The sequence below is a fragment of the Halorubrum sp. Atlit-28R genome, assembly GCF_003665955.1.
In the GTDB taxonomy this organism is placed as follows: domain Archaea; phylum Halobacteriota; class Halobacteria; order Halobacteriales; family Haloferacaceae; genus Halorubrum; species Halorubrum tropicale.
The window spans coordinates 74,657-96,724 of record NZ_QPLS01000012.1 but is presented as its reverse complement, the minus strand read 5'-3'; the positions used below and the strand labels follow the sequence as shown (position 1 = coordinate 96,724).

Sequence of the window (22,068 nt, the reverse complement as noted above, 5' to 3'; positions counted from 1 at the left end):
TAGAGTTCGTAGAGGAGCGATTCGTCTCGCCAGGGGTACTCTGAATCAGTCATGGCTCGGTAACGGGGAGGGGCTTCCCCCGCGCCCCTCTCGGGGGCAATAAACACTACCGAGCGGAATCGTACTTGAATCTCAGATCCAGTTCGTCACCGACCCGAGCAGGTCTGCAGACAGCGTGAGTTACGGTGGGAGGTGACGGTCGTAGATATTCCGCCGATGCCCGACCGCCTCGACGACCAGGACATCCTCGTCTCGGTCCCACGTGATGATCGCCCGGTAGTCGCCAGCACGAAGCTTGTAGTACGGGTAGCCGGTGAGCTTTTCGAGTCGGTGGGAGGTCCAGTCTTTTGCCTCATCGAGTTTCTTTATCAACCGCCCTTGCGCTTCCGATTCGAGTCCCTCCAGCAAATCGAGTGCTTTCGGTGTCCACTCGACCTCAGTCATCGATGCCCAGCCGGTCCTTCACGTCGTCCTGCGACACCGTCTCGCCCTGCTCCCGCTGCTCGCGGCTCTCGGCCAGATGCTCCAGCGCTTCCTCAGAGAGTTGCGTTGGCGGGTTGACAGCGTCCCGAAGCGCATCGCGGATGAACTCGGATTTGTTCGCGTAGCCACGCTCTTCCCAGACGTCGTCGACCTGTGCCAGCAGCGACTGTGGCACCCGGACGTTGATCTTCTCCATTTCACCGTCGCCGCCGGCGTCGCTATCAGTGCTCATATGCTGTGATACGTTTGTATCACGTAAGTAGCTTCGGTTGGATACGCGGACTGTGGTTGACGAGGTCGAGACTCTGCTCGAGTGAGAGTCGCTGATGCTCCGAGAGGTTCAGGACGACGGCTTGGCCGTCGACGCGGAAGCCGATGCCTCGCTCTAACGTCCCGATCGGAGCCCTCGTGACGAAAACCCGGCCACGAGCCCACCGATGAACACCATGTTGAGCGAAAACTCATCACCCATGCCGGACTGCCAGCGTGACTAGTGTGACCAGATCGTGAGTAGCAGTGAGACGGGTCCTCCGATGAGGGTGTACTTCCACGCGTCCGACACCGTGGGGAGGGGACCAGATCGGGCCATCGTGCTGACGTACTGTTGCCGATGTTGTCAAGGTATTGTTGACGCCGGCACTGTGTGCCACATGGTGTGTCAACTGTTCTGGGTTTACCCCGTGTCTGAGTGATCTGTGGGCAGACAGATGTCGGGGTCTGTGGGTGAGTGGTCCTCACAGTTGTCTAACAGAACGAACCCGACCTCGGTTTCATAGTAGGCCCTGACAGATGCACACGAGACGTCGTCCCACCAGTTCTCTTTCACCTCCGAAAGTGATTCTGAGACCCACTCGCCGCTGTCCACTCGGACGGAAACATCGTACGCACCTGGCGTCGTGTCCCACGTACAGTCAGCACTTGCGCCCGTTATGCGATCCGGTGTGCGACCGTCGACGTCGTGTGTCGACTCGTGGACCGTCTCGCCGTTCCGCTTGACACGGAGGTCGAACTGATGGGGGGCAGTGTCCATATTCGACACACTGAACCGAGCGAGTTGTATCTGTTCGGTTTCAACACCGGGTATCTGCCCGAGACAGCCAGCAGTCAAGGCTGTCGCCGAGAGCCCAGCCGCCATGAGGAATACACGACGTTCCATGAGGAGTGGTCCCTTGGCTGTTGTAAGTGCCTTCTGGCTTCACACTCGCTTGCTCTTCATTGACTAACAACTCTCGTCCCATCGTCGACGTCTCGGGTCCGCCTGACACAGAGATGCGTGTGTGAGTGGCTCTATTGAAATCCTTAAGAACTGATAGGATAGGCGTGCGAGATACAGAGGATACAGTCAGCAATGGAACTGCGTTATTTTCTCCATCTAAATTCTGAACTAACCGACAGAATGTGCCTGCGCATCTTGCTTCTCAACGGTCAAATTCGTTAGTCCCAACGAGATATGAGCCGTATAATAGGAGAGCAACTGGCAGTAAAAACCCAAATAATGTCGAGCCTGCGTAGAAGTTAGCTACCGCCAAGCCTAGTATTGATACTTGAAGACCGATGATGCTCTTGTTTGCGCTCACGTCAACTGTATTTTGTTCAATATAGATAATCTCCCGGCATCCTAGCTGACCTCATACGATATTGAGGTCGGGAGATCTGATCGGATAATGAGTTCCCTGTATTGACCGATTCGTGAGTTCCCTGTACTGACCACAACCAGGGAAGAATCTATCACTTTCTAAGGATTTCAACAGAGCCAGATGGCTCCAACAGAGCCTTCAGCTTACGGGTCTATCAGTGGCGATAATTTCACCAAAAATCAAATCACCCCTTCCAAGTGTCTCCCGATATGGCCACGGCCACAGACAACGACCAGCTTCAACAGAGTGGTTCCGGATCTGGCGGAGATTTCTGGCGGCACTCGTTCGAGCAGTTCATCGCAGACCTCCCTGAACCAGCATTCGTCGTCGACGCCGAAGGTGACATTACGCAGTGGAACACCGCTACAGCCGATCTGCTTGGCCTCCCAGCGCGCAAAGCTGTCGGGATGAACGCATACGACGTGTTTGGTACCGAGGGCAAAAACGAGACCCTCGCCGAAGAAGTCGTTCGCACTGGAACACCCATACGTGAAAACGAGTTCCGATCCGCCGAACGACCAGATGGAACGGAAGCGCATGCGCGCGCGATTGGAACCCCAATTCAGACACCAACCGGCGAGGTCGTTGGTGCTGTCGAGTTGCTCTTCGATGTCACCACCGTCGTCGAACAGCGGGAGACGCTCGCCGACCTCCAAGAAGAGCTCTCGGACAATGTCGAGACATCGATGGAGCAGCTGAGCGAGTCGACAACCGAAGTCGCGAACCGATCGAATGAGATCAGCACGCTCGTCGACGAGCAAGCAGCCGAGCTCAAGAGTACCCAAGGTGAGATCTCCGGATTCAGCGCCACTATCGAAGAGATTGCGTCCAGTGCTGAGGAAGTCAGCAACCAAAGTGCGGAATCGAGGGAACTCGCTGAAGAGTCCGTTGAGACCGCAGCCGACGTTATCGATCAAGTAGACGATACGGCCGAGAAGTCGGACACCGTCGCAGACGATGTCGCTGAGTTGAAAGACGAGATCGAGCAAGTTGAGGAGCTTGTTGGCGTGATCAACGATATTGCCGAACAGACAAACATGCTCGCGTTGAACGCCAACATCGAAGCGGCACGCAGCGACAGTGATGGGTTCGCGGTCGTCGCCGACGAGGTGAAGAACCTCGCTAATCGTTCACAAGATCAAGCTGACGAGATCGAAGAAATCGTCGCAAGGATCAAAGAGAAGGCTGCTACGGCAACTACCGAAGTAAGAGCAGGAAACGCCGAGATCCAGTCCGCAAGAGACGACATCCAAGGCCTCCTTGAAAACCAGAAACAAATCCTTACTGCGGTTGAGCAGACCGAAAGCGGGATCACAGAGATCGCGGACGCAACAGATGAGCAGGCGAGCGTGGCTGAAGGGATATCGAGTGCTGTTGACGACGTCTCTGAACGGGCTACCCTCGTGAGTGAAGAAATCACACAGATTGCGGACGAAAACGACAATCAGACAGAGATGGTCGCGGGGCTAACCCGGCAGGTTGAACAAATTGACCGCGAACTCGCTGAGGTCATGAACACGTCTGTTTAAATTCGCCTGTGTCTGTCCGTCCGTTTCTGGACGATACAGACACAACGGTGAAGCCTCGGGGCTTGTCCCCGTGGTACTTCACCTGCACAGATTGTGCCAAGCGACTCAAAAAAAGGTTCCAAGACTACTTCCGATTGCAACACCGGCAGCGATCTTCGCACAGGTTTGCCAAGACTGCGAACTGAAGCTATAGAGGAGGAATACAACAGGAACCGCTCCGATAGCCGCAGCAGTCCAGTCTGGGATATACTGAAATGGATTTATCCAAAGATAGAAAACAGTAATACTTACTCCAATTATAAAAGCAAAAATACGAATCCACTGAAACTCTGACCGGTCTGGCCCATTAGATGGATTTTCTTCTTCGAGAAGATCACGCTTGGAGGGCATACTTAGAGGTCTGCGCTCCCGCTAATATGTTTTTTTGTAGCGCATCAGTCGGTGCCGAATAGCAGACTCTCAATCCCTGAGGTGAACTACCCTACCCTACTCACTCGCCGCTGACGCGGCTCGTTCCTTGAGGGTAGGGCTTCCTGCTTCCACGGCGCGCTCTGCAGAAACCGTGGTGGTTCCCGTAGGGAGCGCAGTCTCCACGGGCGTTGATTCAGAGTGAACCACTCCTACGTATCCCATACCGCGAGAAAGAATTTCTCAGTGCGGTCGAGAATCCTCGCTTTCAGGGCGGTGAGGGTGTCAATTGCTCGTGCGGCTGTACAAATAAACCGACACGATCGCGAGGAAAGCCTCCGCAATTTTCGTAATGGTGACAATTGGGTTAATCGCCCCGTCCATGTAGAACGCTTCAATCCCCCACCCTCGGAACGGGAATAACGCAAGAATCGTCACCAACGAGTATACTGCAGCCACAAGGAAAAACGAGCGTCGCCAGAACCGGGTGAAATATACTGCTGCTCCGCCGAGGAAACCCAGTCCGTTGAGCACGAAGAGCACTGCCAGCACAACGCTCATTTCAATCGCTCGTGTCGTCGCCACGAGATGGATGAGTCCCGTAATGAGGGCCAAAAGAACCGCCACATACCCGATCGGTTCCGACGGCCACTGAAACATACTGTCTGACCTTGTTGTATGGTTTGTACCCATACACACAATACTGACTGAACGTATAAAAAGGAACATTGCTATATAGAATCGTGGGAATCGGCTGTTTAACCAATTTCAAGTACCGGAGATCGACTCATCCGACCCAACGAGAGTGCGAACACGGCGCGCAAGGACCGTGGGCGGGAACTGTCCATACACTGACCTTCGGACACACCCGAACGTTTCGACACTGGCGTGAATTGTCGCTGCCGGCTCGAGTTCCTGCTGGAGGATGTACTCGTAGGCGGCGATCTGGAGTTCATACCGCGGTTGCGTTGCGTCGAGTGACTCATTCAACGCAATTTTGAGATCGGCCAGCTGCCACTCGCCTCCACCCAGATCTATGAGGATATCGGCCTCACCATGAACTTCTACCTCAACCGCTTCAGCAGTCACGAGTCCACTCAAATCGTGGTCGACATAGACAGCTTCTGCTGCTTGGATCTGGGCCCACAGGTCGGACTTGAGGAAGTCCGACACGACTGACACGTGGAAGAAGCTGACGAGGCCACCACGTTCAGTATCTGGCAGCATCTCGGTCGACTGCGGCGTTATCTGTTCCATCGCGTGCTGAAGCGCGCTTCGGACGGGCTTGCTCCACGCATCGATCTCGGTGGCCGGCACATCCATCTCGATGAGGGTGAGTAAGGCCTCGTGGAGACAGGTTCCGACGGCCTCTGGCCCAAGCGTCTCGAACGTGATTGGGAGGTCGTCGGCCACCGCCTCAGTGTCGGTGTGAATCGGCTCGTCGAGGAGGTGGGCACCCACGGTAGCGTCGACATCGTCAGTCAACGGATAAGCCGTACTCGGGTCGAGAAAACGTGGGACCCACGACTCCAACTGGTCGCGTCGAGGCGGGACGGCACCCGTCACCGATAGCGGCGTGTCGTACGTCTCGCGTGTCTCACTGCCGTCGACGTCATTCACACCGATCGTCAAATCACCGGCACTGGACGGCTCGTCGATCGCATACGTGGGTGTCCGTCCAGGCGAAAACTCGAGTGTCTCAAACAGGGTATCGAGCCAGCGATCACGCGGCTGTGCCGTGCCGGGTAACGTCTTCGGAAGCGGGATGACGAGATGGTCACGTGCCCGAGAGAGTGCCACATACAGGAGTCGCCACGCGTCCGCACGCTCGTTGGCTGCGACTGACTGGAGCTGGTCGGGACCAAGCAGGTGCGGGCCCCCACCGTCGGCGCCGTCGAGCCAGTGCTCGGTCGCCCACCGCAACCCGATATCGCGTGATGCAGCACCCTGTTTATCGCGACTGTCACTGCTTGGCGTGTAGAGTCCCCCATCGAATGGTGGTAGTTCGATATCGGGTGCTGTCTCGACGTTCGTCGGCGGGGCCAACGCTGCAACGCCACCCTGCGTCATGAACCGCTGAGAGAACGGGCCAGTGTCCCAGAGCTTGAACCCCGGCGTTGCGAGCACAATCACGTCGTCTTGATCGCCTTTGAGCCGATGAACTGTGCTGAAGACGACGTCAGCATCAGTGGTCACACTCGGGATATCGGGCCCCTCGCTCGGAGCCGCCCGAAACGGCGCAAGTAGGTCACCGAGGGCGGCTGGTGGGTACTGCGTGTCAGCTTCCCAGTCGGCGACGGTGCTCGTGAGCGCGTCGAGCGCGGCTACTCGTTGTGCTGCCGGCAGGTCGGTGAACTGGTCGCCCGGGTCGGCTCGAAGCGCGAGTTGCTCGATGATGTCTTCGAGATACACCGACGCTGGAACGCGATGGAACCGGCCCAGCTGACCGCGAAGATCGCGCAGGCCACAGAGGATGTCTCGGGTTTCGGCGTCGAGGTCGTCGGCCGCACAGATAATGTCAAGGTCGTACCCAGCCCGCTCGAAGCAGTTGTGGGCGCCTGTGAAATCGAACGGCGAGTCAGTCAACAACGCGCGTGTCTGGGCCCGATCGGTCGGCGCAGTGAGCCAGTCACACACGGCGAGGACCGCCTTGACCACGGAACACGCAAAGAGTCTCGAACTCGCGTTTTGAACGGTCAGTCCTTCGGCCTCGAACGCGTCTTTGTACGCGTCCATCCGCGTTCGCTTTCTGAAGACGACGGTTATCGACTGTGGCGACCCGGTCTCATCAGTCAATGTCCCATCAGCGAGGCCTTGTGCGATGTACGTCGCAAGGATGTTCGCCTCGCCAGCGCGGCCGTCGGGGTTGGCCCACCGTGTCTTGTCGGGCGCTGCCCCACCGGTGAACGCGGCGACGTGGATGCTCGGGTCGGCGGTTGGATCCCGAGATGCGTCGAGGCCGGGGTAAGTCGCCGCAAAATCACTGAGCCCCCCGCGAGCTGGATCGTCGAAGACGGGCCGCATGATGGTGTTGATGCCAGCGGCGATATCGGGGGTTCCACGATAAGTTGTTGCGGCTGTCACCGTCGCATGGGTGTCCCAATCGATACCGAGATACTGGCCCTCGCGACAGGCGGTCGTGAACAGCGACGGATCGGCGTGCCGCCAGCGGTAGATGCTTTGGAGTGTATCGCCACACGCGAGGACGCGCATCGAGGGAGTGACAAGCTCTGACAGCGCCGCGTGCTGGATAATAGAGACATCCTGTGCTTCATCGATGATCACGCTATCAAGCCGCGCGTGGTACCGCTGACGAAGGGCTGTGTGCTGGTCAGTCGTTGGCCCATCGCCATCGACTGGCCAGTCACCCTTGAACACACTGGTGACAAAGAAGGCGACATCGGTGTGAGTGACCACGCCATACTCGCGGATCAGGGCTCGGTACTGCTCGCGGTAGGCCTCAAGCACGTCACCAAACGCTGTCAGCGTCTCCTCCCACGCGTCGTAGAGTCGCTGGTCAGCTGCCACAAGATCGTCCCACTCCGCTGGTGAGAGAGCCGCGTCGGTGTCGGCTGCGGCGTCGGCGTCGACGATATCCGCGATCGTCGCCACGATATCCGCACGGCTGCTGGTCCGTCCGTCAGGATACACTGCCTCCTGCGTGGTACGGAGTTTGCGTTCGAAGGCGGCCGTGGTGAGTCGCTGATTGCGACAGTACTTGACGGCATCAGCAAGCATCTCCGCAGGAGTGGCTGCCCAGCGGCCATCCGGGTATGCTGCTTCCAGTTCGGCTATCGCGTCTTCGTGGGCCGGATCGGCAGCGACGGCGTCATAACACGCGTTGTGAACCGTTTTCAGCAACGCCTTATTCCCGACCGTTGGCGTCTCTTCGAACCCCAGGTCGGTAGCCAGCTCTTCGAATACGTCACGCAACACGCTGTCGACAGTACCGATGAACGGTGCGTGCCGGACCCGTGTCACGAGATACGCGGTATCTGACTCGGTGAGTGACGCTGCCTCGGAGATCAACGCATGATCCACGATCTCCCGAATGTGTTCACAGACACCGGGTCCGATCGCGGCCGCCTCATCGGTGGTAAACGACATGACGGCCACGCTCTGGGCGGGAGTCTGGTCGCCACGAGCGTACCGCCGAATGATGGTTTCGGCCGCGATTCGCTGCATCGTCAGTGATTTGCCAGCACCGGCGACACAGTTCATGGTAAACAGTCCCGACTCGGCGTCGACGAATCGGTCTCTGATCGTTGCTTGTGCGTTCCGGAGTCTCCGTGGGTCGTCGTCGTTACTCATGAGGTGTCTTGGTGGGTGCTGGAACGGTATCTGTACTCGCAGAGAGGAGCGCGGCAATCGACTCAGGAAGCTGCGGTGTCGTGCTCACCAGTTGGGTGCGGGCCTGCTCGGAGACAGTCTCCATCTCGAGTGACGCAAGAAACGGCGAGGGGTACACAACACCACCGTCGGCGGTCTGTGTGTACCGCGTAACGATCACGCCGCGCTCGGCGGCACGCATCGCATCGGCGAAGTGATCGCGATCACGGCCGTTTCCCCACGCGGTTCGCGGCGCAACGATATCTGTCTCACCAGCTCCCGCGAGAACGGCTTCCTGGAGCTCTGTGGGAACAACGCTGTCAATCTGGGCCGGCCACTCGGCTGCTGTCGCGCCGACCGCGATAACGAATGGAGCAGACAGCGCCCACACGTCGTTTGCCTCCATAATGTCGATGGCCCAGGCGTTCGAGTGTTCACGGCGGCCCGGGCGTTGTGTCGCCAGCAGCTCACACAGCTCCTGTACAGCGTCCCACGATCGGGAGACCGTCCCGTCTGCGAGCCATTCGTCGTATTTGTGCGAGACCTGCTCGACGAGCCGAGTGACCCTGACGGTTGCTCGCGCGGCTGTCTCCTGTGCCATGAGCGCCGGTGAGTCAGCCTGCTTGCGGGCGGGCACGCTTGTCTCGCGATACGCGTCGATCGACGCCCCCAGGACCGTTCCAACTGTCTCCGGCGTTGGCTCGCGCTCGGCATGCGACAGTAGCCAGTCACAGTAGGTTGTGAGTCGCTCGTCCGTGGTGTGTGTCTGTATCGTTTCGACCCACTCGGCGATCGATCGATGCCCGGGAGGAAGGGCCTCAAGAGCGGCCTGGATCGTCGACTGTTCGAGTGGCCAGCTGGCTGTATCCGTGAGCGGCGCCCACCGCTGCGCCACTGGTTCCAACAGCGTTGCAGCAGCCACGTCGCCGTCGGCAAAGAGCGTACAAAGCGCCGCTATCAGCGCGTATGGTTCGGTGCGGGTCACGCGCAACTGTGTCCAAAACACTGGCGTCACCCCATACTGGATGGCTGCCCGGGTCAGCGGCTGTTCATACGGATCGAGATCGCGAGCCACAACGACGATGTCGCGGACGTCCACGCCACGATCGCGAAGTTCGCTGATCGTCGCCATCACAGCACGCGCTTCCTCGCGACGCGTCGGTGCGGGCAATTCGACAACAGGACATGACGGTGCTGGCAGCTCGCCAGTGAGTGCCGTGCGGTGGGCGTGGGTCACAGATTCACCTCTCGCCCGGGATAATCAATGGACAAGAGGTCCGGGAGTCGCATGGTGAGGTACTCGCTGGTTCCGGGGCGGAGGTGGAGTTCGATATCTGCCGTTGTTGCGGTACAGAGGCCATACAGGAAGTCAACCTCTGGTGCCGGGATGCTGCTCACACCGACGAGCGAGATCCGCTCGATATCGGGATAGCAATCGGTCCACACCTCGTCGCCGCCGACGAGGCGACGCGTCGCCCGTCTGAGAAGCGCCGTCTTCGAGACCGCTTTGTCAGTCTGGTTGCGCAGCCACGTCTCGACGGCGAGGCCACCATCAACCAGTGTGGTCGCCTCGTCCGCAATGGGAGTCGCAAACTCGTCGGTGACATCGCGCAGCGCCGCAATCCGATCCGGATGGAAGTTCGTCATTGATTCGACCTCTGAACGGATCTGCTCAAGTTGTTGGGGACCGACGTCTCGACGGGCAGCAAGCAACGGACGGAGTCCAGATAGCTGATCCGGTGTCGTCGTCGGAAGCGACTGGAGGAGCGCTAAGCGATCGACGCGATCGAGGCTTGTTGGGGCCGGGTCTGCGGCTCCAAGCAGTACTTCCGCAACGGTTTTCGGGTCGACAAATTCAAACGCGTTCTGTGGCTGTGTACGCTCTCGCAGCCGCCGTTGGAGGTTTCGTTGGTGGAGTTCGGTCGGCGCCAACACGAGTTCTGTCGGCGTCGCTTTGCGGTCAGCACGATTGAGAAGCCGTTCTTCCTCGCCACAGTAAATCGAGATCTGCGAGGCAATATCGTCGTCAGTCGTGTGGAGGTCCGTTGTCGACATCAGCGAGATCAGGATATGGGGTACAGTAGGGTGGGTATAAGTCTCTCGCCCCGGAGCGGAAGTGGACCGATCTGTTGGGGCATTTTGGTCGTGGTGTTCGACTGTGGGTACCTCATGACAGGGGCACCATTTGGAAGGCCTCGGTGAAACGTGGACCCCGCACCACGGAGAAAGCCTCGCGCTTCAGTGCAGAGTGCTCTGTTGACTCGATGGAAACGCTGCTATCCCTAGAGAACGTGAACCAAGATATGGGGCGCAAGAGACCGATAAGGATTCCGTGCCATCGAGCACGTTCTGTTGACTGGTCCATGTGCGAAAGAAGTCGAGTCATGGGCGCTAAAGCCCGGATGCCGCGCGCCGCGGCATCCGGGAAAGCCCGAATACGTGAATCTCTGCTTCACGTGCTGGCGTCCCGAGTCACACGATCGCCTCTCCGAACGATGATGACCACTAGCCGGGCAGACAGACGAGGGAGCTGAGGGCCGCCAAACCGGCGGCCCTCAGCGGTCGGTCGGGGCTTTCTTTAGCACCTGCTATCGCTAGACAGCGACCGCGCCGCACACACGTTTCGACCGCCTACCGGCTGTGGAAGAAGCAGATCCCCAGACGGCGTAATCATTTTGTTGTTAGCCGTGGCTTGTCTACCTAGCAGCGTTTCCATACGTGAATCCGATGACTGCACGGGGATCACGATCTCTGAAGAGGCGATTATCTCACGCTTCGTCATCGAGGAGTTGGATCGCTCCGCCCAGTGACCTTGGTCCTCACTCTCTCTGTCAAGATTCCATCTCTGAATTCACTCGACAGCGCTCCAGAACCGAGTACAGAGTGACCCGATCCCACCGCCTTCTGCGGATTCAACAGAGCACTGTCTTCTAATGAATATCTGGAAACAAATATATTGCCAGATGAAGCTGAATACTGAACTCAATCAACAGCCGCAGTGTTGCTTCTCTCCGCAAAGTCTGAACTGATCTCGTCTAACGAGCAGCCAAATTGGTCTATTTCAGCGACGAATCACTTCCTGTCTGAACGCTTTCCTCCAAGGAGCGGAGGATGTAATGCGAACCGACTTCTAATAAAATATATAATGATGTTTAATTCAGTATCGTTAGGCGATCTGACACTGAACAATCGGATCGGGTTAGCTCCGATGACACGGGTAAGTGCAATGGACGATGGGCAGGCGACTTCTAGGATGGCCCGGTATTACACGAAGTTTGCTAAAGGGGGATTCTCTTTTCTTATCACTGAGGGTGTCTACACTGATAACGCCTATAGTAAGGGGTATAACAACCAGCCTGGGTTGGTCACTGACGATCACGTGGAGGCGTGGACCCATGTGACTAATGCTGTACACGACGCTGGGGGGGTAATTTTTGCGCAATTAATGCACTGTGGTGCCCAGAATCAGGGGATCCCGCGAGAAAGCGATCAAGAAACTATCGCCCCGTCAGCAGTCAAGCCGGACGGTGAAAAGAACGAAGCCTACGGTGGCAACGGGCCATACCCTAAGCCGAAAGAGGCCGACAAGGAGGACCTCAAGACTGCTCGAAGGGGGTTCGTTGCGGCGGCGGTAAACGCTCACGAGGCCGGCTTTGACGGCGTGGAGATTCACGCCGCGAATGGATACTTGCTTAACGAATTCCTTTCAGACAAGATGAATCAGCGCGAGGATGAGTACGGTGGTTCACCAGAAGCGCGGGTACAGTATCCCGCAGAAGTCGTCGATTCGATCGTTTCGGCTGTGCCCGAGGAGTTTATCGTAGGCGTCCGGGTGTCACAGTCGATGGTGACTGACTACAGCTACGTATGGCCCGAAGGCGAAGAGGCAGCAGCGGTGTTCTTCGGGATGCTCTCGAACACTGGGGCAGACTACATCCACACAACCGAACGCTACGCCACAGAGCCAACGTTTGGAGACGATGGGCCATCGCTTATGGAAGCCGCGGTCAAGTACGTCACCGACGATACGGTCGTTATCGCCAATGGTGGCCTCGGGACACCCGAAGCAGCACGCCAGGCGATCGACGACGGGGCCGACCTCGTAACCCTAGGGACGAGTGCTCTTGCGAATCCGGACTGGCCATCGCGGGTTGTGGCGGGCAAAGAGCTCGCACAGTTCGACCGGACGCAGTTGCTGGAACCGAAAGCCGTCATCAGCGACGAGGAACTTTCTCTTGACAGCTCATCAGTTGACGAGTAACAGTAGTTGAGGCTAGCTATCTCAATGCATACGCTCTTCGATTCCTAGTGTCGAGAAGCAGGTGCGGAACTATGATCTCCCCCTGTCATTGCAGGTGGTGTTAACTTAAGCATCGGTTCCAGCAGACGGGAAAGGCTCGGAGGCATGATTCTACCGCCGTCGGCTCCGTATTTCCAAACATATTTGAAAACAAAAAATTTTGTCGTTTTACTCCTCAAACGACACATTTGACAGCAGTCCAATTTCCATGACGAGTGATTTGAAATCGGAGCGGGGTTCGTGAGAGCGCAGCTGTGAGATGTCCGCCAGCATCAACCAGAAAGAGCGCGTCGTCAATATGGTGTTTCTCTCTGAGATCGCGGAGAAACACCAGAGTAAATTGTTGGTTTTGAACGGTAGATACGTCAACATAGAGGAATTCAGTTGTATGAGGATCGACGGCGGCGTACAGCCAGAATCGATCTAAATCGATCTGAATCGCAGTCTCATCGACCGCAACGCGATCTGGACTCGCACCGTCAACTGGCTGTAGATCGGCTTTTTGAATCCAGTTGTGGATTGCTGTTCGACTCCGATTGACACCCAATTTCTCAATATACTGTTTTGTATTCAAAACTGATAGTTCAGCAAGGTGGAGCTGAATACCGGTTTCAATGATCTCGTTGGGTGTCCGCTCTCGCTCCACAAACTCCAAGTCGATCCATTCAGTAGAGCCGGTGAGGCGGTTGGTTTCGAACATAGACCATTCGAAACACTGACCGCCTCGTTCTTAACTTAACATCGCCCTTCAACGCCACCCGCTAAACTAGGGACCTGCACACCGTAGGCGTCCATTTCTTCTGGAGATCGCATCACCGGACGGGTAGACTTTTTTGGTGCTGCCCGCATCTTTACGGTATGAGCGGAGCGCTACCGGGTACGGACGAGAACCGGTTGTTCGATACGCACGCCCACCAGCCCACCAGCGAGTTTCTTCATGACGCCGGCGGCGAAATGATGCAAGATGCGGCCGATCGCTTCGGAACGGACCTGGAAACGTGGGATTACGAGGAGATGATCGACGAGTACCACGAGGCGGGCGTCGGTCGCGCCGTCTTGCTGGGTTGGGACGCCGAAACGAACACCGGAAATCCGCCCGTGCCGAACGACTACGTCGCCGAAGTCCGTGACGAACACCCCGATTTCTTCGTCGGGTTCGGGAGCGTCGACCCCCTAAAAGACGACTGCGTTCGGGAGGCCATCCGGTGCGTGGAGGACCTCGATCTGTCGGGGTTCAAATTCCAGCAGATAGCACAGGGATTCGATCCGTCCGACGACCGCCACGACCACCTCTGGAGCACGATCGAGGATCTCGGTGTCCCCGTCGTGTTCCACGGGGGGAACTCCACGTTGGGCGCCTGCAGCGCCGGCGGGCGCGGTCTCAAGGTAAAGTACGGAAATCCCATGCTCATCGACGATGTCGCAGCGGAGCATCCGGACCTTCAGATTCTCATTGCCCATCCCGCCTATCCCTGGGAAAAAGAACAACTGGCAATTTGTCAGCAGAAGGGTAACGTCTACATGGATCTCTCAGGGTGGATTCCGAAATACATCGACGAGCAAGTCCTCCAATACGCCGGGTCACTACTCAAAGATAAAGTGATGTTCGGTACCGACTACCCGATGATTTCCCCCGAGACGTGGCTTGAGTCGTTCGAACATGACACCGACTTCAGTGAAGAGATTCAGCGCAAAATCCTCTTTGAGAACGCCGAGGAGTTTTTTGACCCATGATCAGCTGAAATCTGGTTTTTGCCCATTTAGGAACGCTTCGACCCCTCTGTCGTGGGCCGGCGTGTCGTAGGCCATCGCTTGAAGTCGCCCCTCCTGCGCCAGCCCGTCGCGCCACGACTGCCCGAGGTTGTCGTGGATGGCCTCCTTCGCCATTCCGATGCTCGCTGTCGGGCGATCCCGGAGTGTGTCAACGAGATTGTCGACGCGCTCGTCGAGTTTATCGTCCGGTACTGCTTCGTTTATCAGGTCCATTGCTGCGGCCTCGGTCGCGTCGATGAGGCTCCCGGTGAAGGCGAGTTCCTTCGTCTTTCTGAGGCCAATGATCCGCGGGAGCATCGCCGTTGCGCCCATGTCCGGAATAAGACCAACGTTGATAAACGTCGCACCGAAGCGAGCAGAGTCGGCGGCGTAGGCGAAATCTGAAACCGCCGTCAGAGACATTCCGGCACCAACTGCGTCTCCGTTGACTTTGCTGATAACCGGCACTGGCGCAGTGAGGGCGTTCTCGGCGACCGCTCCAAGGGTCTTGCGCACACGATTGTACGCCTCCAACGTCGTCTCGTCCCGTGCTGCCATATCCTCAATGTCGCCGCCAGCACTGAATGCTTCGCCTCGACCTGTGATAACGACCGCATCGTGCGTCTCAGGGTCTAGGCCGGTGAGCGCGTCGGCGATCTCAAGCGCAACGTCCGCCGTCATCGCGTTTCGAACGTTTGGGCGGTCGAAAGTAATCCGTCGAACGGGACCGTCGTCGATTTGCATGGGTGTATTTCCAGGTGAGTGTACTTTGTTCTGGCTCTCCGTGCCGTCGTTCAGTTGTCATCCGTGATTCCATCGTCGGTACCGCTTGAGCGTATCCGGTCCGGCCGGTCCGCAATATCAGGAAACAGTTGCATGAGCAGACTATGCTGAGCACGATGGAGTCGCTCGATGAACGCGGACTTGCTGATGCCCATCTCGGCGGCTACCTCGCTGGCGGTCGCCTCGCGCGGAATTGTAAAGTACCCCATAGCAACCGCGTATCGCAGGCTTTCTTCCTGTGCCGGCGTGAGGTCCCACTGTTTCGCTATGGATCTCTCTTCTTCGCCTCGGAGGGCATACACCCGTTCGAGTTTCACACCGACGGTCTCACTGGTAGTTTCCATCACCGCCCGCATGATCTCGTGACCGACGACAGCCCCGGTCACGATGGCGCTTCCGTCTTGATAGATGATAGATTCGACCATGAACCCGCCGCTGATGAGTTCATGGACGACACACGGATGTAAAGAGAGACAGCGGTAATTGTAGCGGTCGCCGTTGTCCGATTTGTAAAGATACCGAATCCGGTCGTCTTCATCGAGCCAAGCCGTTAGATCGTCGCTAAGGGCGGAACTGAACCGAAGAAGCACGTTACCGTCGCTACGCATCAGTGGCGGAGCCACATCGACAGTTGTGCCTGTCGACCGAGTTGCATCAGCCAGTGGGCAGTCATCGCCCTCAATCCGGAACTCGGTCATCAGACACTCATCGATCATACTCCACAATGTCGGGGAGAAGTTAAAAAACCCGTCTATGGACTGGACAATGACTAATAGGTAACAAGCAATATCTTATGATGAATCATGAACATTGACGAAGTCAAAGAACGTGCGGGTCCACGGGCGTTCAACCCACGAGACGACATGCCCGAGGAGTACCGGAAAGCTGCGACGCGGATGCTCGAATTCCACGCAAACAGCGAAATCATGGGTGCGTACTTGGAGCGCCCGTTCATTCGTAAAGCGCCGAGCCTAGAGCGGAAGATGGCCTTCAGCGCAAAAACGCAGGACGAAATTGGTCACGGGCAGATGCTCTACCGGGCTGCCGAAGCGCTCGGCATCAAAACTCGCGACGAAATGCTCGACGACCTCGCTGAGGGTCGCGGGAAGTTCCTCAACTGCTTCCACTACCCGATGGAGAGCTACGTCGAAACGCCAATGATCGCCTTCTTTGTCGACGGCGCCGCAATGCGTCGCCAGGCAACGCTCAAAAAGTCTAGCTGGGAGCCGTACGCCCACGCAATGGACAAGATCTGCTTCGAAGAGGGGATGCACGTCAAGCACGGCGAGTCCATTCTTCGTGAGTTGATGAATGGTTCCATCAGAGAACAAGAGATGACCCAAGAAGCCTTCGAGAAGTGGTGGCCACGCATCTTGCAATTTTTCGGTCCGACCGATGATAAGAGCACCCACCATGGCTTCGCGTCGGAAGTTGGTCTGAAGACGGCCTCGAACGACGAACTTCGGAACTCGTTCCTCAACACCTACATGCCCAAGGCGGAGCGGTACGGGCTCGAAATTCCTGATGAGCCGCGAATCCGTGACAATGGTGATGGAACCTACGAAGTCGTTGAGGATGACCTCGACTGGGACGAGTTCTTCACCGTCTCGAAAAACGAATACGAGGGTAGCAAACAGCAGATCAACGGCCGCGCACAGTCGCAGAAAGCCGTGCAGTGGGTCCGTGACATGATGGATAGCCAGACGACCACCGGCAGTGGCCCGATCCCACAGGCGGCCGACTAGACCATGATCTGGGAGGTTTTTCGCCAGTCAAACGAAGGTGGTGAGTTCAAATACTGTCGTGACGTGCACGCACCCGACCGGGAGATGGCAAAGCAATTTGCCGTCATCCAGCACGGTCGACGCAAACCGACGAACGCGCTGTGGGTTGCACCGCAAGAGAAGATACTGAGCATCTCTCCCGGTGAAGACCCGGGCGAGTCGACCGCCGACGGTGAGACCGTCGAGTGGGTCGTCTTTGCCCCGAACTTCCAAGGCTATCAAACCGAGGCAGGTTCGGTTGAGGCGACTGACGAGGCCGGTGCGAAGGCATTAGCGCTTGAGGAGTTCTCCGACCCTGACGACAAGGAACTCTGGGTCGTCGAGGAACAATTCCTCAGCGAAGTAAACGCGACCCAAGTTGCGTTCGGCGGGACGACCGACAAAGCGTACCGATTCGCACAGACCTACAACGTCGACCCTGCCGCCGAAGAGGTAGCAGCCTCCGAAGGTGAGCAGGTTGAGGCCGAGCGCCGGCGAGGTGAACTATAATGTCGGCAACCGAACCCGACCTCGGCAGCGCCGATGATCTTACCGAGCGTGAGCGAAACGCTGTTGAGGCACAGTTGTTCCGACTGGCTGACGACGAGTACGTCCAAGCCGAGCGTTACACGTTTTGGCAGGTTCGCGCGCCAACGCTTGAGTCTGACCTTGCCTTTGCAAACAACGCACAGGACGAACTTGGACACGCCCGACTGTGGTACGATGCCATTCAACAGTTCGGTTACTCCGAAGAGTCGCTGCTCTGGGAGAGCGAGCCGTCGGACTTCCAGCACAGTACCTTCGTCGAGCTTCCCTTCGAAGAGGGTGACTGGGCAGACGCGGTCCTCCGAGCGTACCTCTACGACGTGGCCGAGGACATCAGGCTGTCAGCGTTAGAAAATTCAAGTTACAAAGTCATCCGTGAGCGCACCAGCCGGATTCAGGGCGAAGAAGGCTACCACGTCGAACATGCCGAGAGCTGGCTGCAACGAATGGCTCAAGACAGCGACGCCAGTCGCCGCGTGGAAAAGGCGCTCGATCATCTCTACCCGTACGCGCTGACCTTGTTCGAGCCGGTTGGTGATGTGGAAGATAATATCGTGGAACTCGGTGTCCGGACCATGACCCTCGACGAGATGCGCGAGGAGTGGACCGACCGAATCACCGACTTCCTCACCAACCTCGGCTTCGACGTCCCGACGGACGAGGAACCGGCCACGCCCATTGGCCGGGACAACAATCACACCGAGTACTGGGACGAACTGTACGAGGAGATGGTCTCCTCGTACCGGAACCTCGGTCGACACGAAGCGACCAAGCTCATGGGCCCTGAAGACGATGAGTAGCGATTACGACCGGCCACGGGCCGACGCCGACGCAAAAGCATGCTCGTACACGGAGTACGATACGAAAGAGCGTGCGACGGGCGATGTGCCTGCCACCGGTGACGGAGCCGAGGGACTCGAACGCGAGATCTGGTCCGCACTCTACCAAGTCGAAGACCCTGAGATGCCTATCAGTGTCGTCGACCTCGGACTGATCTACGGACTGGAGCTTGACGACGGTGAAGTGACAATCGACATGACGCTGACTTACAGCGGGTGTCCCGCTCGTGAGCTCATACTTGAGGACGTTGAACAGGCTGCTGAGAGCGTCAACGGCGTTGACAAGGCCGACGTGCGTCTGGTCTGGTCGCCCGACTGGTCCATGGACCTCGTCACCGAACAGGGCAAAGATGCGCTCCGCGACTTCGGGATAAGTTTTGACCAATGAGCGAACCCGATCCAAGCGTTACGACTAGTGGCGAACTGACGGGTGCTAGGTGCCCGTACTGCGAGTCAACCGACACCAAGCGAGAACATCCCTGTGGTCCATCGCGGTGTCAATCCATCCACTACTGCAACGAGTGTCTTCAGCAATTCAAAAAGTTCGAGTGATTCACCCAAACGACAGCTCATTTCTACGCTCTTCACGCCTGTAGTACTCATCTCAATTCCGTTATACTTTACAGAACTCAGCCTCGAACGTTGAGTATCTAGCACTTAATCGACCGAAAATGGCGTCTGAGACGGTGTAAGCATGGAAAAGAGAGTTCAGCCGCAGACGCTCCGCTCTCCACTAGAGGTTCAAACGCCGTGAACGCTGCCTTCACTACCCCCTGTGAATCACTCTCCTGTTCGATCGATACCGTAAATTCCTCGTAGAACGTCTTTTCCTCCGATTTCGGGCCCAATAGTGCCAACACGACAACATTCAAAGCTGAGTAGACTGTTTAGAACAAAACGAGGAATTGGATACACCCAGAAATATACGAACTCTGGTGTGTAACCGAAATAGATACTTTGCAGACATTTCACCGTCCCGGCGGTCGTCGTCGAAGCGGGCGATTTCGGATCGATTGGCCACCGTAGGAGGTGACTGTTCGTCCGCAGTCCCACCGGAGAGCGGGTCAGTGCCGTCTCGCCGCGTTCCGGGTCGGCGGTCACGTTACACTCCGGGGTAGACCCCCCGACAGCATTCGCCTCAGCCGAGGTTGACGTTGATTGCTTTCGTCTGAGTGAACTCGTCGATAGCCTCCATCGCGTTCTCACGGCCGGTACCGGACTGTTTGTAGCCGCCGAAGGGCTGACCCGCCGAGACATCGTTGTAGTGGTTTACCCAGACCACACCGGCTTCGAGCCGTCGGGCGGTCCCGAGGGCTTTGGTCACGTCACCGGCGATGACACCGGCGGCGAGGCCGTAGTCGACGTCGTTTGCCAGCGCGACCACGTCGTCTTCATCACTCCAGGCGAACGTCTCCATGACGGGACCGAATATCTCCTGTTGAACCGACGGGTGGTCGTGGTCGATGTCGTCGATGACCGTCGGTTCATAGAAGGCACCGCCCGCCAGCGAGTCGTCGTCGGGCGCGTTACCGCCGGTTCGGATAGTCGCCCCGCTCTCGCGGGCGGCCTCGACGTAGTTGTGCGTGCGTTCGACCTGCTCGGCGGAGACTTTCGGCCCCATATCCGTCTCTTCGAGGAGCGGGTCGCCGACCGACATCCCTGCGGCCGCGTCGGTAAAGGCGTCCATGAACTGTTCTTCGATGTCCTCGTGGACGAAGAGCCGAGAGCCCGCGGCACAGCACTCTCCCTTGTTGAAAAAGATTGCCATCATCGCCGCCTCGACTGCTTCCTCGAGGTCGGCGTCCGGGTAGACGATGACCGGACTCTTTCCGCCGAGTTCGAGTGTCGTCTTCGTGATGTCCTCCGCGGAGTTGCGGATGATCTCTTTCCCGACTTCCGTCGACCCTGTAAAAGAGATTTTGGGAACGTCCTCGTGAGTCGAGAGGGGTTCGCCCGCGTCCTCGCCATAGCCCGTGACGACGTTGATGACCCCGTCCGGGACGATATCGTCGGCCAGTTCCATCAGTTTCAGAATCGACAGCGGGGTTTCCTCGGACGGTTTGAGCACGACGGTGTTGCCGGCGGCGAGGGCGGGGCCGAGTTTCCAGATGGCGATCATAAGCGGGAAGTTCCACGGAACGATGGCCCCCACGACGCCGTAGGGTTCTTTGAGCGTGAAGACCTGCTTTTCACGGTCGAAAAGGTCGTTCGTCTGGCGGGTTTCCCCGGTGACGTTCCGGGCCGCGGCGGCATAGTAGGTGAGATGGTCGACGATCAGCCCCATGTCACCCATCGCTTCGGTGATCGTCTTGCCAGTATCGAGCACTTCGAGGGTTGCGAGCGTCTCCTGATTTTCCTTGATGACGGCAGCCATCTCCGAAAGGACGCGCTGGCGCTCGCCTGGTGAAGCGTCTTTCCACCCGCCCTCGAACGCCTCGTGTGCTGCTTGGACGGCAGCGTCGATGTCGGCGGCGTTGCCGGCCGGTACCTCGTCGATCACGTCTCCCGTGGTCGGGTCCCGCGTCTCTATTGTCTCGTCGCTGTCACCGGCGACGAACTCCCCGCCGATGTAGTGGGCGAGAGTGTCGGGAACGGCGTCTGCGGCAGCGTCGCGATGTCTCTGTTTGATTGCACTGTCGGTCTCTGCTGAATCATCACTAGCTGTACTCATAGGTAGGGCAATGACAACATTTGCCACGAGACTGTAAATAGTTAACTGAAGCCTCAGATTTGAACGTTGAGTATCTAGCACTTAATCGACCGAAAATGGCGGCTGAGACGGTGTGAGCATGGAAAAGAGAGTCCAACCGCAGACGCTCCGCTCTTCGGTGGTTTGCACTCGACACAACAGTTATTATTCGACATCTTATCGTGTGGAGTATGCGGGTGCGAGTCAGTGTCGGGCACGCAGTGTTCGGTGTCGCGTTCGCAGCGACAGTACTGAGCGGCACTGCAGCGGCACACGGGGGCGCGGGGTCGACAGGCGCCGCGGGCGTTCTGATCGTCGTCGGCGTGACGGTGATGGGCGGCTTGGTGGCTGGACTCTCCGGTCTATGGTACGACCGGTGGCTGCCGACGATACCCGTTTGGGCGCCGTTTGCCGTCGGGGGATTGCTTGTCGTTCTCGGCGGGTCGTTGTTCCTGTCGACAGCCACAACCGTCGGTACCGATCCGGCCGGACTCCTAGTCGCCACCCTCGCTGGTGGCGCCGGTGTGGGGTTTGCTGTCACCGGCGACGACTGGGGGTGCTCGTGTGATGCAGACGCCCTCTCGACAGCGGTTTTCGGCCATCGGTTCGTCGAGGGACTGGTTCTGGGAATCGTCCTCGACGCTGCAAACGGGCTCGCTGTTGTTGCTGGCGCGGTCGTCGTCGGGCATGCGGCGGTCGAGCTGGCCGTCGTCGGCCGCTACTACCGACGTGTGGACCGACTCCGTCGCGGATTCGCTGCTATCGCGGTGATTACGCTGGGATTCGCCGTCGGCGCCGCGGCCGGGACGACGCTCCTCTCGGCCGTTCCAGATGTGTTGGAGGGGGCAGTCCTCGCGGCCGCAGGCGGCGTGCTGTTGGCACTCGGTGTTTCCGAGTGGCAAAAAACAGGCCTCAACGCAGGCTAAACGTTGTGCAGAGCGAATCGTTTTATTACTGGGTGATGACTTATTGCTAACGATGACCGTGCCAACCCGTCGCGCTCTATACCC

18 protein-coding genes and 3 pseudogenes are annotated in these 22,068 nt (G+C 57.9%); 8 read left to right on the top strand and 13 right to left on the bottom strand.

Annotation, left to right across the window (positions count from 1 at the left end):
* Positions 1–180: 180 nt before the first annotated feature.
* The 3 genes from DVK06_RS15150 to DVK06_RS15140 all read right to left on the bottom strand — a co-directional run bounded on the left by DVK06_RS15150 (position 181) and on the right by DVK06_RS15140 (position 1,639).
* The gene (locus DVK06_RS15150; RefSeq protein WP_121600898.1) at positions 181–444 is read right to left on the bottom strand and encodes a type II toxin-antitoxin system RelE/ParE family toxin; all 264 of its coding nucleotides are present in this window, start codon (positions 442–444) and stop codon (positions 181–183) included.
* Positions 437–715: a ribbon-helix-helix domain-containing protein gene (locus DVK06_RS15145; RefSeq protein WP_121538244.1), complete on the bottom strand. Its 279-nt coding sequence runs from the start codon at positions 713–715 to the stop codon at positions 437–439. Before DVK06_RS15145 ends, DVK06_RS15150 begins: the two co-directional genes overlap by 8 nt.
* Positions 716–1,156: 441 nt before the next feature.
* Entirely contained in the window at positions 1,157–1,639 is a 483-nt protein-coding gene (locus DVK06_RS15140) for a hypothetical protein (RefSeq protein ID WP_147438120.1), read from the bottom strand.
* Between the two features lie 690 nt (positions 1,640–2,329).
* Here DVK06_RS15140 and DVK06_RS15135 point away from each other — a divergent pair.
* On the top strand, positions 2,330–3,649 hold the full coding sequence (locus tag DVK06_RS15135) for a methyl-accepting chemotaxis protein (protein WP_121600896.1): 1,320 nt from the start codon (positions 2,330–2,332) through the stop codon (positions 3,647–3,649).
* A 105-nt stretch (positions 3,650–3,754) separates the two neighbouring features.
* Here DVK06_RS15135 and DVK06_RS18490 read toward each other — a convergent pair whose 3' ends face one another.
* The 6 genes and pseudogenes from DVK06_RS18490 to DVK06_RS19375 all read right to left on the bottom strand — a co-directional run bounded on the left by DVK06_RS18490 (position 3,755) and on the right by DVK06_RS19375 (position 10,441).
* Complete coding sequence (locus tag DVK06_RS18490) at positions 3,755–4,039, bottom strand: hypothetical protein (RefSeq protein WP_147438119.1); 285 nt, start codon at positions 4,037–4,039, stop codon at positions 3,755–3,757.
* 96 nt (positions 4,040–4,135) lie between these two features.
* Positions 4,136–4,297 (bottom strand): annotated as a pseudogene (locus tag DVK06_RS15130) (RNA-guided endonuclease TnpB family protein); the annotation flags it as partial.
* Positions 4,298–4,342: 45 nt separating this feature from the next.
* Entirely contained in the window at positions 4,343–4,750 is a 408-nt protein-coding gene (locus tag DVK06_RS15125; protein ID WP_233561759.1) for a hypothetical protein, read from the bottom strand.
* Positions 4,751–4,825: 75 nt separating this feature from the next.
* Positions 4,826–8,368: a UvrD-helicase domain-containing protein gene (locus DVK06_RS15120; protein ID WP_121600895.1), complete on the bottom strand. Its 3,543-nt coding sequence runs from the start codon at positions 8,366–8,368 to the stop codon at positions 4,826–4,828.
* On the bottom strand, positions 8,361–9,518 hold the full coding sequence (locus DVK06_RS15115) for a hypothetical protein (protein WP_121600894.1): 1,158 nt from the start codon (positions 9,516–9,518) through the stop codon (positions 8,361–8,363). The genes DVK06_RS15120 and DVK06_RS15115 overlap by 8 nt, the downstream gene beginning before the upstream one ends.
* Positions 9,519–9,619: 101 nt before the next feature.
* Positions 9,620–10,441 (bottom strand): hypothetical protein, encoded by an 822-nt coding sequence (locus DVK06_RS19375; RefSeq protein ID WP_233561758.1) that lies wholly within the window; start codon positions 10,439–10,441, stop codon positions 9,620–9,622.
* 1,093 nt (positions 10,442–11,534) lie between these two features.
* Between DVK06_RS19375 and DVK06_RS15105 the strand changes: the two genes are divergently transcribed.
* Positions 11,535–12,647, top strand: a complete 1,113-nt coding sequence (locus DVK06_RS15105; RefSeq protein WP_369333406.1) for an NADH:flavin oxidoreductase — start codon at positions 11,535–11,537, stop codon at positions 12,645–12,647.
* Between the two features lie 100 nt (positions 12,648–12,747).
* On the opposite strand, the pseudogene DVK06_RS15100 reads toward DVK06_RS15105, so the two are convergent.
* Positions 12,748–13,386, bottom strand: a pseudogene (locus tag DVK06_RS15100) (IS6 family transposase).
* Between the two features lie 158 nt (positions 13,387–13,544).
* Here DVK06_RS15100 and DVK06_RS15095 point away from each other — a divergent pair.
* A complete protein-coding gene (locus DVK06_RS15095; protein WP_094519879.1) occupies positions 13,545–14,420 on the top strand; it encodes an amidohydrolase family protein in 876 nt (291 codons plus the stop codon).
* Here DVK06_RS15095 and DVK06_RS15090 read toward each other — a convergent pair whose 3' ends face one another.
* Positions 14,421–15,182: an enoyl-CoA hydratase/isomerase family protein gene (locus DVK06_RS15090; RefSeq protein WP_121600892.1), complete on the bottom strand. Its 762-nt coding sequence runs from the start codon at positions 15,180–15,182 to the stop codon at positions 14,421–14,423.
* Between the two features lie 50 nt (positions 15,183–15,232).
* Complete coding sequence (locus DVK06_RS15085; protein WP_121600911.1) at positions 15,233–15,919, bottom strand: helix-turn-helix domain-containing protein; 687 nt, start codon at positions 15,917–15,919, stop codon at positions 15,233–15,235.
* Positions 15,920–16,024: 105 nt separating this feature from the next.
* Between DVK06_RS15085 and DVK06_RS15080 the strand changes: the two genes are divergently transcribed.
* The 4 genes and pseudogenes from DVK06_RS15080 to paaD all read left to right on the top strand — a co-directional run bounded on the left by DVK06_RS15080 (position 16,025) and on the right by paaD (position 18,757).
* Positions 16,025–16,966, top strand: a complete 942-nt coding sequence (locus DVK06_RS15080) for a Phenylacetic acid catabolic protein (RefSeq protein WP_094519877.1) — start codon at positions 16,025–16,027, stop codon at positions 16,964–16,966.
* 3 nt (positions 16,967–16,969) lie between these two features.
* A pseudogene (locus DVK06_RS19985) lies at positions 16,970–17,170 on the top strand (PacF protein); the annotation flags it as partial.
* Between the two features lie 323 nt (positions 17,171–17,493).
* Positions 17,494–18,330 carry a 1,2-phenylacetyl-CoA epoxidase subunit PaaC gene (paaC, locus tag DVK06_RS15070; RefSeq protein WP_094519875.1) on the top strand — a complete coding sequence of 279 codons (837 nt, stop codon included), beginning with the start codon at positions 17,494–17,496 and terminating at the stop codon, positions 18,328–18,330.
* The gene (gene paaD / locus DVK06_RS15065) at positions 18,323–18,757 is read left to right on the top strand and encodes a 1,2-phenylacetyl-CoA epoxidase subunit PaaD (protein WP_094519874.1); all 435 of its coding nucleotides are present in this window, start codon (positions 18,323–18,325) and stop codon (positions 18,755–18,757) included. The genes paaC and paaD overlap by 8 nt, the downstream gene beginning before the upstream one ends.
* A gap of 750 nt (positions 18,758–19,507) precedes the next feature.
* Here the strand turns inward: paaD and DVK06_RS15060 are convergent.
* A complete protein-coding gene (locus DVK06_RS15060; RefSeq protein ID WP_094519873.1) occupies positions 19,508–21,040 on the bottom strand; it encodes an aldehyde dehydrogenase in 1,533 nt (510 codons plus the stop codon).
* A 209-nt stretch (positions 21,041–21,249) separates the two neighbouring features.
* Between DVK06_RS15060 and DVK06_RS15055 the strand changes: the two genes are divergently transcribed.
* Entirely contained in the window at positions 21,250–21,984 is a 735-nt protein-coding gene (locus tag DVK06_RS15055) for a hypothetical protein (protein ID WP_121600890.1), read from the top strand.
* The last annotated feature ends 84 nt before the right edge of the window (positions 21,985–22,068 follow it).